The sequence below is a fragment of the Paraflavitalea devenefica genome, from assembly GCF_011759375.1.
Taxonomy (GTDB): Bacteria; Bacteroidota; Bacteroidia; order Chitinophagales; family Chitinophagaceae; genus Paraflavitalea; species Paraflavitalea devenefica.
The window spans coordinates 187,192-203,482 of the sequence record NZ_JAARML010000004.1 but is presented as its reverse complement, the minus strand read 5'-3'; the positions used below and the strand labels follow the sequence as shown (position 1 = coordinate 203,482).

The following is a 16,291-nucleotide window of genomic DNA, read 5'->3' as shown; positions in this document are numbered from 1 at the left end:
CATAACACCAAAAGGATTAGTATGAGAAAAAACTGCTTACGATTACTTTTTGTGATCCTTACAATCAGTATAACGGACAACTGTCTGGCCCAAAAGAAAGATACTACCGGACTGTCAAAAATTATCGGCAGGAAGAATGCGAATGCCGGAACAGCGAACCTGCGTTCAACAATAGATTGCACGCCGGTTGCCGCGAACTCCTGTAATCATAGTTCCAATAACACTTTCTCTATTCCGTCCGGAGCAAACTGTAGTACCTGTTATACTATTTTTGATGGGGATGTGGCTTCCTGGCTTCCTTCTCACGGAACGCCTGATGTTAACCCGCCATGGACTTCAACAGTTAACCCCACCGGGGTGCCTAATGCCAATTTTGCATGGATGATAGCAAGGGCCAATTATGTGCGGCAGGAAATAGGCGGCGAAGGCATTGCGCAGAAAATCCCCCAAGTGACGCCCGGAAATTATTACACATTGAGCTTCCTGTTGCAGAAGGCCGATTTTCTCGGATTTGGAGGATGGGAAACCGGGCCGATGGACCAGTTGAATATTATTTTAATGCACTGCGAAGATGCACCTGCTACATTTCGTAATGATTACGAGCTGCCGAATATTCCTGCCAATTCCCAGCAGGTAGTTTGTTTAAATTATATTGCCCATACTTCCTGGGAGCAGTATGCAGTAGGGTTTACACCCAATGATGATTATGATATGATACTCATTTATCCTTCAGTAGGGTACCGTCCATTTCAAACATTTCCCAACAATTTTAATCCCGATACCTATATTTCTGCTATAGCATTTGCATATCCTGAATTGAAGGCAGCCAGTGATTTTGCCATAACCACTGAGCTGGATGATCCCAATGATTGTGATGTAACCTTATCGGTAAAATGCGGAATTATCAATGCCATATATACGTGGAGGGATCCATATGGAAATGTTCTTGGGCAGGGAAGTAAGATAAATGTTCCTGGAGGCCGGCCAGGAATTTATACTGCAAGTATGACCGTTCCGCCTTCTCCAGGCTCATCGAACAATGGGTGTAGCGACAATAACCCAACGATAACGGCATCGATTGATTTAACTCCATTGAATACAGGCAGACTGCAAATGGCAAGGGCTACTGCAACATACGACGTACACCCTGATGGTATCAATATTTTTAGCCCAGGAAAGCTAACGACAGATTTCTTATCATCTGCTTCCTGTAGTTTGTACAATGTCTTCAGCGCTTGCCGTTTCACCGATGAAGGTAATATAGCTTTTGATTTGAGCTCAAATCAGCCACATGGAAATATCTGGGAAATATACAGGGACCATCAATTGGTGCCTACCATTTCGGGTAATACAACGATTGTTGCACCGGTTCCCAATAATACTTTGCAGGACTATAATCCGGTGATCGGATTTGTCGGGTTCAATGCTCCTACTACTTTTGAAATAAGGCTCACCAATACCATTTTAAATGAAACAAAAAGCCTGTTTATAACACTAAAGCCACAAGCGATCATGAATGGTACTGCCTGCGCCACCATTTCTTCGCCTTCCGGCTGGATAACCACGCTGATCAGTTCCTATTATACCATTCCTTCAACACAATATGTATGGGACATGAGCAATGCACCAGGTGGCTTCCGGTATAAGCAGCCTTCGCCCACCAATCCCAACATCGAATTCGATCCTGCCTCTCTTTCCGGCTCATTCACGGCTACGGTGAGAACTGTGGGGAGTCAATATGGATGTGAACGTATGAGACAGGCTACCATTTCTCCTTTCCTGTATGAATGCAATGCTGTATACGCAAGGGCCGGTTCGGTGAGTAGTAAAACAAGCAGTGACATTGCAAAGAACACTTTGCTGTTATATCCCAATCCCGCTGCATCGGTGGTAAATGTGTTAGCACCCAAAAATATCATACAGCTTGAGGTAACAGGCATAGACGGAAGAAAAATAAGATCATTCAGCGCAACGGGTGTAAGGGCCACTATTCCATTGACGGAATTGCAGAAAGGCACCTATCTGTTAATGATAAAATACAAAGACGGTACATGGGAAAATAAATTGATCATTAAGCAATAATGATCCTAAAACGCTAATCCTATGAGTAGATGTAAAAATATGAACAGGGTATTAGCCATATTGCTAGGGAGCATTGTTCCCTTTATAGCCAGCGCCCAGCCTTTCAGCAACAGGGGTAAAGAGTTCTGGGTAGGTTATGGCCATCACCAATATATGGAACCTCCCTGCGGTGGTTCGGGAGATGGTGGTAACACGATGAATATGGTGTTATACCTCAGTGCAGAGCAAGCTGCGGTGGTTACCGTAACGATCGATAACGGCGGCGCCCCATTTCCTCCTCAATGGACAAGAACCTATAATATACCGGCCAATACGGTTATCGCTACAGAAAACCTTCCCAAAGGAGCTACTGATGCAGTAAACAGTGGCAGTGATCCTGCTTATGACGCCCGGTTGTTTACCAAACCACCGCCCGGTGGTACCGGAGGGGAGGGGCTCTTCCAGAAAAGAGGTATTCACATTGTCAGTAATGTGCCCATTGTGGCATACGCACATATTTACGGTAGTGTTTCATCAGGAGCTACCATGTTGATGCCGGTGCATACCTGGGGTTATTCCTATACCTCTGTGAATAGTGAGCAGGGCGATGCCAGCCAGTCTTATTCCTGGATGTACGTGGTAGCAAAAGACAACAATACAAGAGTGCGTATAACCCCCTCGGCGCCTTCGCGTGCGGGCAAGCCGGCGAATGTTCCATTTGAAGTGGTCATGAACAAAGGAGAGATATACCAGTTGGTAGGTCAGGCCGACTGTGCCACCGGCAATGGTCCTGAATTGACCGGCACCACCGTAAAATCAATTGCCGGTCCCGACGGACTATGTCATCCCATTGCTGTTTTTGGCGGCAGCAGCCGCACAGGCGGAGAAACAACTCCCTGCGGCAACAGTCCCGGCAGGGATAATGACATGCAGCAATTGTTTCCTGAGCAGGCATGGGGTATGTTATACCTCACGGCGCCTTTCTCGAAATCGGGTGGTTCCGCCAATTTGTATGCCAGCCTGTTCCAAACCAGCGTATACAAAGTGGTAGTGAAAGATCCTACTACAGTGGTTAAAGTAAACGGTACACAACTTACAGGGCTCATTAATAATAAGTATTATAAATTCTCCAGCAGCACGGCTGATTATATCACTTCCGATAAACCGGTCATGGTGGCGCAGTTTATCGGCGGTGGTGGCGGCGGCTGTAATCCCGGTCCGGGTACAGATGGCGATCCTGAAATGGTGATCCTGAGTCCTACCGAGCAGGCGAGTAAGCGGGTAGGATTTTTCAGGAACAACAAAGAGGTCATTTACTCCAACTTCCTTACCCTGATTGTACCCAATGGGGGACTATCATCACTCAGGATTGATAATTCATCGGTATTCAGTCATACCTATGCACATTCCTATCCCGGGTATACCGTGGTGGTCAAAGGTTGGCCGTCGGCGCAGGCGCAATGTATCGTTCAGTGCGATTCGGGATTTAATGCCATTACCTATGGATTGGGTAGCGCAGAGAGCTATGCCTTCAATGCGGGCACCAATATCCTCAACCTGAATGGCGTGAGTGATATCCATAATGTATACGACAGTACCAGGAAGTCGAATGTTTTTACCTGTACCAAAACACCGGTGGAGATATCTGCACTGATAGCCTATAAACCTACTAAACTGGAATGGAAGCTCAGCAGCCTGGGCGCTGCTGTGGTAACACCCAATGCAGATGTAACGGACAATAGTCCAATGCCGGTGGATTCTGTTGACATCAATGGCTTCAGGTATTACAAGTATACACTTCCGCAGCCATATACATTCATCCAGGCCGGTACTCATTACCTGCCTTTGATCGCTACATCACCCACGGTGGATATTTGTACCCGTACAGAAGAGTTTTCGCTGGAGATTATCGTAAAGACAAAACCTACGGCTGATTTCACGTTTACACAGGGTGGCTGCCGGCTGGATACGGTGATCTTTGCGGCCTTAAATACTTCCGGTAATGGTTATACCATTGACCGCTGGCGCTGGATCTATCCTGATGGCGGTACAGACAGTGTGCAAAACCCCCGTCATTATTTTCAAAGTACAGGCCCCCATAATATTTACCTGAAAGTAATTACCCCCGAGGGTTGTGTGGGCGATACTACGAAACCCATTACACTGGCCGGTATTATAGCGAATGCCAGCATTGTAGCTGCACAGGATTCTATCTGCGAAGGAGGAAGTATCACCTTCACAGATACATCTACTACTGCCGGCGTTACCTCCTGGTATTGGGATTTCGGTAATGGGAATACGGCAACGGTTACTTCCAATACGCCACAAACCATCAATTATCCTGACTACGGCACCTACACCGTGAAGCACCTGGCTTCTGTACCCGGTGCCGGTAATTGTTCCGGCGATACCATCAGGAAGGTGATTACCATACTGGCCAAACCCAATACCGGTTTTACCTACCCACTGGGATGTTTGCCTGCAAATGACGTGGCGCAGTTTACCGATACATCCTCTACGCCGGATGGGCAACCTATCACTACCTGGGCTTGGAATTTTGGGGATCCCAATGCCACGGCGTCCAACCCCAATACTTCCACCCTGCAGCATCCTGCGCATACTTATACCAGCTATGGTACTTATACTATCACCTTTAGCGCTACTACTGCCAAAGGTTGTACCAAAACCGTTACTGTACCGGCTGCCTTTAATGTGCGGCCGCAGTTAACCTATCCGCCATTGCCGCCTGTATGTGAAAGCACCACCGGCACTGTTTCCATCGCTACGGCCAGTGTTACCAACGGGGTCGGCGGAACCGGTGTGTACAGCGGTAAAGGCACTGATGCTGCCGGCAATTTCAGTCCTTCCATAGCCGGCGCCGGCACGCATAAGATCTATTATACGTTTACTTCTGCCGGTGGTTGTGTGGTGGTAGATTCCAGCAACAGTATGGTGGTAATGGCCAAACCCAAAGCTGAGTTTACGTTGCCAGCCGTTTGTCTGCCGGTGAATGGACTGGCGCAGTTTACCAATATATCAACCCCTTCTGCCGGTGAAACCATCACAGGTTATACCTGGAATTTTGGCGATCCGAATTCTACGCCGGGCAACAATACCTCCACCTTACAAAACCCAACACATAATTATGCTGACTATGGTACCTACAATATTGCGCTTATTGCTACATCCTCCAACGGCTGTACAGACGATACCACTGTTGTGGCAACCCTGGGGGTTACGCCTCAACTGGCTTATTTCGCACTCGCAGCTATCTGTGAAAATGCACCGGGTATCATTTCCGTCGCTACAGCCAGCGTTACCAATGGTGTTACCGGTACGGGCATATACAGCGGTCCGGGCACCACTGCCGCCGGTGGCTTCACCCCTGCATTAGCAGGCCCCGGTACACATGCCATTACGTATACCTTTACTTCTACCGGTGGATGTACGGCAACTTATCCGAATACCATGGTGGTGCATCCCAAGCCCAATGTAGTATTTACAGCAACCAGTGATATCTGTCTTAACCAGGCAGCCACCATTGATGATAACTCTACCATTCCCACCGGAAGTATTACCACCTGGGACTGGGATTTTGGAGATGGCAATACGGCTTCTTACGCCAATGGGAATACCTTCACCAGGTCATGGGCGGCCCACAATACCTATACTGTTAAGCTGACCGCCACCAGCAACAATGGTTGTACTGGTAATGCTACACTTCCTGTAGCGGTACATGCTTTACCCGTGGCCGACTTTGAGTTGCCTGCAGGAATATGTGTGCCCGGCGGTACAGCTACCTTCAATAACCTTACCACGATTGCTGATAATGCGGCCTTGAATTATCAATGGACCTTCGGCGATGGTGGTACAGGATCAACTACTCACCCCGAACATACGTATGCAGTCAGTAACACTTACAATGTAAACCTGACGGCCATATCTGTGTATGGTTGTACCGATGCGGCTGCCAAACTGCTTACACCCGATAAGTTCCTGAATAAACCGGTAGCGGACTTCCGTATAGAACCGGCAGCCCTGTGTCAGGGTGATGAGCACCGGTTTACCGATCTGAGCACGGCGCCCAACAGTACCGTGAGGGGATGGAGCTGGGAGTTTGGTGATGGCCGTGTGGCCACCAGCCGCAACCCCCGTTATGAATATGCACTGCCGGGTAAATATGCCGTGAAGCTGCAGGTAACCAATGAAGCGGGATGCGCTTCTGATCCGGTTACCCATGAAGCTACCGTATACCTGCAACCGGTTATTGATGCGGGAGGTCCATTTGTGGTGGCACAGGGTACCCAGATCAGGTTCAATCCCAAGGTTAATGACTCTACAGTAGTGAGCTTCCAATGGTCTCCGCCCACTGATCTTTCAGATGCCAACACCTTGAGGCCTGTCATGGTGGCGCAGCAAGACCGTACTTACCGCTTAACCGCTACCGGTGAAGGCAATTGTACGGCAACGGATGAGCTAATGGTAAAGATCCTGCGGCCTGTTAAGGTTCCCAATGCTTTCTCGCCCAATGGTGATGGCGTGAATGATACCTGGTTTATTGAGAACCTGGCCGATTATCCAGGCTGCACCGTAGAAATATTTAACCGGTATGGGCAGCGGGTACATTATGCCAGTGGCTATAGCAATCCGTGGAATGGGACCATGAACGGAAAACCATTGCCGGTAGCTACCTATTATTATGTCATTCATCTGAAGAACGGATTCCAGCCTATGACAGGGCCGGTAACCATTTTGAGATAGTAAACCATATATGTCAATACCAAAATTTAACTGATATGAGACGTGTTGTAAAAATGTTATGGCTGTTCCTGATAGCAGTATGTTCAGGCCATGAAATGAGCGCCCAGACAGATCCTCACTTTTCGCAGTATTATGTATATCCTGCCTGGCTGAATCCTGCTTTGACCGGATCGTTTGATGGCGATTACCGGGTATCAGGTATTTACCGTACGCAGTGGGGAAACCTCAGCAGTCCTTTCTCCACGCCGGGACTGTCGGCAGAGTTTACGACCAGCAAGAACTCTAATTTCGGCGCCAGTATCCTGAATCAGAAAGCCGGCGACGGCGGCTATAATTATACCACGGCTTATGGCAGTTATGCTTATACCGGTGTGCGGTTTGGCGCCAATGAACAGCACCGCATTGTGATGGGTATGCAGTTGGGCATCATTAGCCGGCGTTTCAATCCTTCCAAGCTCACTTTTGGCGATCAGTGGAATCCTATAACAGGTTATAATCCCGGCAATACCTCTATGGAATCCTTCAGTCGTACATCGGCCGTTTCCTTCGATGCAGGCGCCGGTATTCTTTATTTCGACGCACAACCCGGTAAGAAGGCCAATATCTTCGGTGGCTTTGCAGTGTCCCATATCAACAGGCCCGATGACAAGTTCAGTGAAACCGGCAATGCACGTATCCCGGTGCGCTATACCATGCATGGCGGTGTGCGGCTGATCTTAACGGATGTGCTGAGCCTTACACCCAATCTTTTGTATATGTTCCAGGGAAAGGCCCAGGAAAAAATGGTTGGCGCGTATGCACAGTTAAAGGCATTTCCTGAACTGGATGTAAATGTGATGCTGGGCGCTAACTACCGTTTTAAAGATGCCTTATCGCCGTATGCCGGCTTTACCTGGAAAAATATGGTGCTGGGAGTGAGCTATGATGTGAATACGTCCGACCTGGGCCGTATGGCCGGTGGCTCCAACAGTTTTGAAATATCACTGTCCTTTACCGGAAAACGGTCAGCAAAAACACCGGAAGTGGAATTTGTATGTCCGAGGTTATAGTGATTATTGATTATTTATTATTGATTATTCCTCTGCGCCGATCGCTTTTTACGCAGCAATAATCAATAACGCAATAATTAGTAATCAATAATTAATAATAATATTAGTGACCATGAAAAAAATATATTTCACATCTGCTGTTCTTCTGTGCATGATTGCTGCCAAAGCACAGTTTACCTATGACTATCTGAAGGCGGCGGACAACTATTATAAAAAGGCTGACTATAATTCTGCAGCGGAGTATTACGAGAAGTACCTGAACACTTCCAAACCGGCTGTTAAAAAAGAAGGCTTTAATCCCTATACCGCACAAACAACAGTTACGACTAAAAAGGTGGCAGTGAGCAGCCGGCAGCAGGCAGTGTTCTACCTGGCAGAAAGCTACCGCCGGCTGAATTATCCTTCCAAAGCAGCCGGCTATTATAAACAGGCACTGGAGGAAGGGGAGAGCGCCTTCCCGCTGGCAGGGTATCATTATGCTACTTCCCTGCGGGCGTTGGGGCAATATGAAGAATCAGAGAAGGCCTTCACCCATTTCCTGGATATGTATAAAACAGATGATGCGTATAGTGAAGCTGCCCGCAAGGAAATATTAAGCCTTCGTTTTGTACAGGAGCAACTGGCTAAGAAGGACCTGAAGTTGTATACGCTTACCAAAGCTGATGAGCCGCTGAATACGAAAGGCGCCAATTATGCACCGGCCTGGCTGAATGAAAATACCCTGTTATTTACTTCCACCCGCGCTGATAGTGCAGCAGGCGGTAAAAAGCAGGTATATACCAACCGCCTTTACCAGGCGCTGTATTCAGCAGGTGCCATTGGTACTATTACCAAAACTGATCTGCCCCAGGCAAATGATTATCACCAGGGGGTGGTAAGCATCACACCGGATGGGAATACGCTCTTCATCACCCGCTGGACTCTTGTGCAGGGTGTCAAGAAATCAGCCATTTACCACAGCAGCAGGAATGGCAATGGGTGGAGCAGCCCGGTATTGCTGGACAGCCTGATCAATACACCCGGCTTTAATGCGCAACAGCCTTATGTAATGGAAGGAGGAAAGTATTTATTGTATGCCAGCGATAAGCCCGGTGGTCATGGTGGTTTTGATCTGTGGTATGCAGAGTTGGATGCGACAGGCAAGCCTGTCAGTAGTACTAACCTGGGTGAAGCGATCAATACGGCCCATGATGAACTGGCGCCTTATTATCACGCTGCTTCCGGCACACTGGTCTTTTCCGGTAATGGCCGGATAGGCATGGGTGGTTATGATTTCTTTTACAGCAAGGGCACATTGGCCAGTTTGGGCGCACCGGTGAACTTTGGTTACCCGGTCAACTCTGTAAAGGACGATGTCTATTTCGTGAGCCGTGGCAGCGCCCGGAATATCCTTGAAGATGTATTCCTGAGCTCTGACCGTGCAGCTGAATGCTGCCTCGAATTGTTCAGCCTCAGAAAGATCAAGCCATTGAAACAGGTAAACGGGCTGGTGGTCACCTGTGATAACAATGAGCCACTGGCTGGCGCTGTTATCCAAATTGTGGATACCATCAACCATACAACAGTATTTACCAAAACCACCGGCGCCGATGGCAGCTATTCTTTTACCATGGAAGAATTCCAGCCGTTGAAAGCGATCGCTACCCTGCATGGTTATGATACCGGTGCCTTGCATTTTAATGCTCCGCTCAACGAAGAAGCTGACAATCTGCTCAATCCTGCTTTGTGTCTCATTAAAGAGGCACCTCCTGTGGAAGCCGTGATCGTCATAGACAATGTGTATTATGATTTTGACAAGTCGGTCTTAAAAGAAGTTTCTTATCCGGCTTTGGATAAAGTGGTGTCCATGTTGAATGATCATCCTGCCATGGTGATTGAGATCGGCGCCCATACCGATGATAAAGGTTCAGATGCCTATAACCTGAAGCTGTCCGAAGCGCGGGCCGCCAGTGTAGTCGCTTACCTGATCAGTAAAGGAATTGACAAGGACCGCCTGCAGTCCAAAGGTTACGGAGCTTCCATGCCTGTGGCGCCTAATAAGCATGAGGACGGCAAGGATAACCCTGAAGGAAGGCAGCAGAACAGGCGGACAGAGTTTAAGGTGTTAAAAAATTAACGATTATTGATTATTAATTATTGGCCGCAGCACAGCAACCAATAATATAGCATGATACAATGCAAGCAATAATCAATAATGAATAATAAATAATAAAAATAGTGCGTATGAGAAAGATAGTATTCGTGTTGTTGGCTCTATCCTTATACAAACCGGTTTCCGCACAGCAGAAGCCGCATTACACACAGTATATCCTGAACCAGTATATCATCAATCCTGCCCTTACAGGTATTGAGAACTATACGGATATTAAAATAAGTCACCGGCACCAGTGGGCTGGCATACAGGATGCGCCCGTTACGACTTATTTAACCTTGCATACACCCATAGGCAAGGATGACTACCGTACTTCGGCCACTTCCTTTGCCGTGCCGGGCGAGAACCCACGGGGGCAGGCCTATTGGGAAAACTATACCGCGGCAGAACCGCATCACGGTGTTGGCCTGCAGGTGATCAATGACCGTACAGGTCCACTGAACCATTTTTCTGCCTATGCCACCTATGCTTATCATATTGGCATCAGTCCGCGTACCAGCCTGGCGGCAGGTTTCGGGGCAGGCATTTCGAACATCAGTTTAAATACCGATAAGCTGCAATTCCAGGTACCGGTAGATCCGGCTGTTTACAACAGTGGCGTGATCAATCAACTGCGGCCTGATTTCATGGCTGGTCTGTACCTCTATTCGGCTGATTACTTTATTGGTTTATCTGCCCAGCAGATCATACCGCAGAAGGTGGTATTTGCTGATAATGCCGTGAAGAAGGAAGACGGGCGTATTGTGCCGCATATATTTGCCACCGCCGGTTACCGTTTCCTGGTGGGGGAGGACTTCAACTTCATTCCTTCTGTGCTGGTGAAATACATTAATCCATTACCGCCCCAGGTAGATATCAATGCCAAATTACAGTACCGCGACCTGTTGTGGATCGGCGCCAGTTACCGGACAGAGGATGGCTATGCCGGTATGGTGGGACTGAATATTTCCAATACGCTCAATGTGGGCTATGCGTATGATCATACCATTTCGGGATTGAATAGTTTTACCAAAGGCACCCATGAGATCATGGTGGGTTTTGTGCTGGGTAACAAATTCTATGATGGATGCCCGAAGAATGTGTGGTGAACTGCGGAGCCCGCCACTTACTTTTTACTTTTTGCTCTCATACTTGATAGGTAATAAGGCGTACCCTGATTATGTCCGTTTTTAAGGTCCGTGGGGGATTGTGTCTACTTTCCCTCCCTTTTTTATCGTTTAAAACAATCAACCCAAAACTCTATGCAAAAAAATAAACTCATTGCTTGCAAAAATGTATTCCTGGATACGACGAGATTATCCGTTTTTATTCTTCCTTTTCTGTGTATGGTCTCCGGCTTCAGGGTATCTGGTGCTGTACAACAGGATGTAAGTGCCAAAAAGATCTCTATCGCACTCAAAGATGTTACTTTACGCAGTGCCCTGAACAAGATCAGCGATGTGGCCGATATATCCTTTGTATATGTCAACAGCCAGGCGCTGGATAAAAGCAAAGTCAGCATCACCGCCAACAATGAGCCGGTAGGCGTATTACTGAAAAAGCTATTGACTCCTTATTCCTTTTCCTATACTGTTGTTGACGACCGTATTATTATACGGCATGATGCGGAGAAGGAGGTTCCTACTGTGTTTCGCTCTTCGCTTCTTCGCTCTTCGAGGCTTGCAGCCTCGAAGGCCTATTTTGTTGCCTTCGGCAACGGTATTGCTGAAAGCAATATAATAATGATGCGAGGCTGCAAGCCTCGCATAGCCTCAATCATGTGAAGCTGGTAAAAGATCAGCTGCCAACTAATTCTTGAAAGTCAAAAAAGGGGGCAACTTGTGCATTTTTTGCACAAGTTCAGTAGCCGTAGTGATGTTTCTTCGTAAGACGCTGTAATGAACCTTCCTTGTTGCTGAACCAGTATGTGCAATAGATGCACATACTGAAGAGGACGAAATCTACAGCCAATGTAGTATAAAAGAGCAACTCTTTCCGTTTTGGAAAGAGTTGCTACCACTTGTCAGCTTCTTTTTTCAGGTTGGTCGCGGTAACAAAGTTCTCTTTTTCTATTTCTATATTTCCTGCTTCAATATCTTGATTGTATTCATCAAGAGTCTGTGGCTTTGTGGATGTATGAAAGTCTATACTCATTAATTTCAGGGTACAGATTAACCATTCTTTCTTTGCATTGCCTTGAATCTTGTTAAGATCAATTATTAACTTCATTGTAATGGTTTATGATTGGTAATTCTGCTGCTTCGCTCTTCGAGGCTTGTAGCCTCGAAGGCCTATTTTGTTGCCTTCGGCAACAGTATTGCTGAAAGCAATGTAATAATGATGCGAGGCTGCAAGCCTCGCATAGCGTCGCAAATATTAGCGCTGCTTCTTAAAACAGGAAGTCTATTTCCATAACTCCTTTTTTACCCTGGTAATTGGGAGCACTGCTATACAGATAATCATGTGGTTCTGCTACCAAACCTGCACGGACAGGATTGTTATGGGTATAATTTAGTTTGGCTCTCATAAAATCCCCACTGTGTATTTCTTCCGGATGATTATTGTTGGTCCATATTTTATAATAATCATTTGAGGCTACTGGCGCAGCATAGAATTTAAACATGTACAACAGCCATTCTCTTCTGCTCTCCGGTTCATCTGCTATACTCTGTGTAATAGCTTTGCTGGTAAATGTTTTAAAGTCCCTGACAACATCACTCAAGTTAGCCTTGTCTGCCGTCCAGATGGTGTGAACATGGTTAGACATGATCACAAAAGCACCTATGCGCAGGCCTTTGTTTTGACGACAATACTGGAAGCTGTTAATGATAATATCTCTGTAGCGCTGGCGGCTGAAAATGTCAATCCAGCCCATGGTAGTGAATGTTAGAAAATGGGTGGCAGTCTGGTTACGGATCTTATACCCATCGGCTTTTTCATAAGTCATGGCAATGTTAGATATTGGTTATGGCAGCAAATATATGATGATATTATTATGTATTTGCCTTGTTTTAGGTAACGGAATTTTGTTCTTACGCTCCTTACGCTCTTCGAGGCTTGCAGCCTCGAAGGCCTATTTTGTTGCCTTCGGCAACGATATTGCTGAAAGCAATGTAATAATAATGCGAGGCTGCAAGCCTCGCATAGCGGTACAGTTGCAAATCCTACCCCTTCTCAATCACCTCCAGCAAATAAGCATTTAAGGATACCTCGCCGGGGATGCCGAGTTTGCGGCGGAGGCGGTAGCGGCTGGTTTCTACGCCGCGGACGGAGATGCCGAGCAACTGGGCGATCTCTTTGGAGGTAAGGTCAATGTGCAGGTAAGCACATAACTTCAGATCGGTAGTGGTGAGGGTGGGGAAGTGCTTCTTCACCCGCGCCAGGAAGTTGCTGTGCACCTGGTCGAAGTGACGGGAGAAATGTTCCCAGTCTTCTTCATTGTTCTCCGCTTCTTCAAACAACCGCATCACCCGCTTAAAATGATCCTGCGCCACCGCAGGCTCCAGCTTCTTAATGGTGGTGGTGAGTACTTCCTTGATATTGGACAGTACCCGTCCACGGTCTACGAGGTGCATCGTTACGGTGGCCAGCTCCCGGTTCTTGAAGTTTACGTCACTGGCTAACTTGTCATTCTGCACTTTGATCAGCTCCTTCTCATTCCTTTCCAGTTCCAGTTGGTGCAGGGAGATGAGGTGTGCCTGCCGCTGCTGGTATTTCTGCCGCTGCAGGATGAATTTTTGCTTTTGCCTTCTGTACAGCAGGTACAGCAAACTGATAAAGAGCAACAGGTAGATGGCTTTGGCAAGGGTGGTTTGATAAAAAGCCGGCAGGATGGTAAAACTATATTGGATGGGGGCCGATTCTATGCCGAGGTTATTGCGCGCTTTCACGGCAAAAGTGTAATCGCCATAGGGAAGGTTGGTATATTCCTTTTCTGTTTTGGCGGTCCACTCACTCCAGGTAGTGTTAAAGCCATTCAGCCGGTAACTGTATTCAATATTACTGCCCTGGTCATACGCCGGGGACGCATATTCAAAATGAAAGTCATTGAAGCCATGAGGCAGACTCACTTTCCGGTCGCTGGACTGATGCGATAATAAGGAACTGTCGTTGGAAAAGTAGCCACCGAAGAGCAGGCTGTCTGTTTTGCCGGTAGCTTTTATCCGGCCAATGGCAATGGCCGGCCCCGCGGCCGACTGCATGTATTTACGGTAATTGATATGGTACAAACCTTTCTCTGCTGCCAGGAAAATATTCTCCTCATCATAAGGATAGATGAATTCAAAGCCGGGCACGATCTTCCGCTGCAGTTCGGGAAAGTAGATGATGGAATAGGGCTGGTTGCCGGAAGGTTTATGGTAATCAATGATACCCGGCCGGCGGTTGGAGGTAAACCAGATATTGCCGTTAGCATCTTCTGCCAGGAATTGTACCGCCACATTGCCCAGGATGGAATAGAGCAAGGCCGATCTTTTAAAACGGTTAATACCGGGATCGTATTCGTAAATACCATTGCGGGTAGCCACTACCACGCGGTTACGGATGCGGAAAACAAAGTTGTCGTAATCGGAGGGTAGTCCATGCTTACCGGTATATAAGGTATAATGAAGAGCATCATCATTGGGCAAGGTTATCTTATACACGCCACGATAGGGATGCGATGCCCAGATGGTATCCTCATTGTCTATAGCCAGGAAGCGGAGCGACTCATTTAATCCATCAAAATGAACAGGCGACATAAATCCCTGCTGACCCGTCCGCACACCATACAGGCCATTGTAAGCACCGATCAGTACATTATAAGGAGAGGAGGAGGTATTAAATGGTTTATACAGCCAGCATCCTTTTTCGGTTGTCAGTTTGGTAGCGATATTGCCGCTGACCAGGAAAGTGCCTTCATGATGGCCCATGAGCAGCCTATTATTGATCACAGAAAGGTTCCATACCTGCCCCTTGCTGTTACTCACCTGCCGGAAGTGGTTTTTGGAAAAGCTGAAGTCGGTATTCCTGCACAGCGGTGTACTGTACAAACCATCAGAAGTGCCAACGAAGAGCTGGTTGTCGAATACCTGCGCTGCATAGGTGGTGAGCAGGTTCTTTTTGCCGGGATAGATCTGCTTAATGAACGTATTATACCGGATGAAGTCAATCCCATTGTCCAGTGCGAGCCAGATGTTCTGCCGCTCATCGGCAAAGAGCTTCAGCACATTGTTATTCTGCAAACCTTCTTCCATGCCGAAGTGCTGGATGATCTTGCCGCTTGTTTTATTGATAATGTAACAACCGTCGGAGGTGGTGCCTGCCGCTATTTCCTGTCCGCCCAGGGAAATAGCATCATAGATACGGCTGGCGGCAAAAATACCGTCGGCCTCTGTTTTGCGTGGGGTCAACTGGTTGCCTGTAATGGTAAACAGTCCGTTTTTATGCGTGGTGATCAGCAGGGTGCCGGGCTGATCTTCCAGTACGGCGGTGATGAGCATATGCTGCAGGGCCGGGTGGGTGCATACTGTTTTCCACCGTCCCTGTTCATACTTCATCAATCCTTCCTGCATATCCTGCACGTACAATCCTTTATTGGTTTTATACATTTTCCGCCACTCTTTGGGCGCTGTATGCACTTTGATGCGGTTGTTCCGGTATTCCAGGATCATGTCATAGGCCCGGTAGAAGACGGCGCCGTCATACAGTTCAATATTCCATACATCGGCTATTTCCTTGCGGCCGGAAGGCAACAGGTGCTTGAGGGAATGGTAGCGGAGTGTGCCGGTTTGATCGGGGAAATAATAACCAAATTCATCCTGTGCCCCGGCATAGATATATCCCCGCTTATCTACTTTCACCGAACGCAGGCGGGTATGATTGGCAATAGGATACAACTGCCAGAATTGTCCGTCGAAGGTGAGCAGCCCTTCTGTATTGGCAAAATACAGCAGGCCACGGTGATCAATGGCCAGGTCCCAGTTCTGTCCGCCTCCCTGGTATTTTTCTTTGCCATAATTAATGATGTCCGGAAAACCGATGGTGTTTTGAGCAGGCGCCTGGTAAAAAAGCAAGGCAAAAAGAGGTAATAGCAGCAATCTCATGCAACAGTCGTTTGCCGTAAAAATAGGCGAAAAATGTAATGTAGTAGGGGTGGCGTAAAACGCAGATATTGATAACCAGGTGCTTAAATTTTTTTGTAGTAGTAATGACGTAGGTCAGTATGCGATTTTCAGGCAGTGTGGAGAGTAATTTGGTGATACCCCTTTGGGGGCATTGAACTCATTTTCTTATCACCGACTTTAAACTG

At 47.4% G+C, this 16,291-nt stretch carries 9 protein-coding genes; 6 read left to right on the top strand and 3 right to left on the bottom strand.

Annotated elements, in window-relative coordinates; all coding sequences use genetic code 11:
• The first annotated feature begins 21 nt into the window (after window positions 1-21).
• The 6 genes from HB364_RS22600 to HB364_RS22575 all read left to right on the top strand — a co-directional run bounded on the left by HB364_RS22600 (window position 22) and on the right by HB364_RS22575 (window position 11,786).
• Window positions 22-2,082 (top strand): T9SS type A sorting domain-containing protein, encoded by a 2,061-nt coding sequence (locus HB364_RS22600; RefSeq protein ID WP_167290607.1) that lies wholly within the window; start codon window positions 22-24, stop codon window positions 2,080-2,082.
• Between the two features lie 21 nt (window positions 2,083-2,103).
• Entirely contained in the window at window positions 2,104-6,822 is a 4,719-nt protein-coding gene (locus tag HB364_RS22595; protein WP_167290606.1) for a PKD domain-containing protein, read from the top strand.
• A gap of 35 nt (window positions 6,823-6,857) precedes the next feature.
• Window positions 6,858-7,871 carry a PorP/SprF family type IX secretion system membrane protein gene (locus HB364_RS22590; RefSeq protein ID WP_167290605.1) on the top strand — a complete coding sequence of 338 codons (1,014 nt, stop codon included), beginning with the start codon at window positions 6,858-6,860 and terminating at the stop codon, window positions 7,869-7,871.
• A 112-nt stretch (window positions 7,872-7,983) separates the two neighbouring features.
• A complete protein-coding gene (locus tag HB364_RS22585; RefSeq protein WP_167290604.1) occupies window positions 7,984-9,987 on the top strand; it encodes an OmpA family protein in 2,004 nt (667 codons plus the stop codon).
• Between the two features lie 107 nt (window positions 9,988-10,094).
• On the top strand, window positions 10,095-11,111 hold the full coding sequence (locus tag HB364_RS22580; protein WP_167290603.1) for a PorP/SprF family type IX secretion system membrane protein: 1,017 nt from the start codon (window positions 10,095-10,097) through the stop codon (window positions 11,109-11,111).
• 153 nt (window positions 11,112-11,264) lie between these two features.
• Window positions 11,265-11,786, top strand: coding sequence for a hypothetical protein (locus HB364_RS22575; RefSeq protein WP_167290602.1), 522 nt, complete (start codon window positions 11,265-11,267; stop codon window positions 11,784-11,786).
• A 229-nt stretch (window positions 11,787-12,015) separates the two neighbouring features.
• Here the strand turns inward: HB364_RS22575 and HB364_RS22570 are convergent, their stop codons facing one another.
• The 3 genes from HB364_RS22570 to HB364_RS22560 all read right to left on the bottom strand — a co-directional run bounded on the left by HB364_RS22570 (window position 12,016) and on the right by HB364_RS22560 (window position 16,085).
• Entirely contained in the window at window positions 12,016-12,231 is a 216-nt protein-coding gene (locus HB364_RS22570; protein ID WP_167290601.1) for a hypothetical protein, read from the bottom strand.
• A 160-nt stretch (window positions 12,232-12,391) separates the two neighbouring features.
• The gene (locus HB364_RS22565; protein ID WP_167290600.1) at window positions 12,392-12,949 is read right to left on the bottom strand and encodes an REP-associated tyrosine transposase; all 558 of its coding nucleotides are present in this window, start codon (window positions 12,947-12,949) and stop codon (window positions 12,392-12,394) included.
• Between the two features lie 217 nt (window positions 12,950-13,166).
• Entirely contained in the window at window positions 13,167-16,085 is a 2,919-nt protein-coding gene (locus HB364_RS22560; RefSeq protein ID WP_167290599.1) for a ligand-binding sensor domain-containing protein, read from the bottom strand.
• Window positions 16,086-16,291 lie beyond the last annotated feature (206 nt).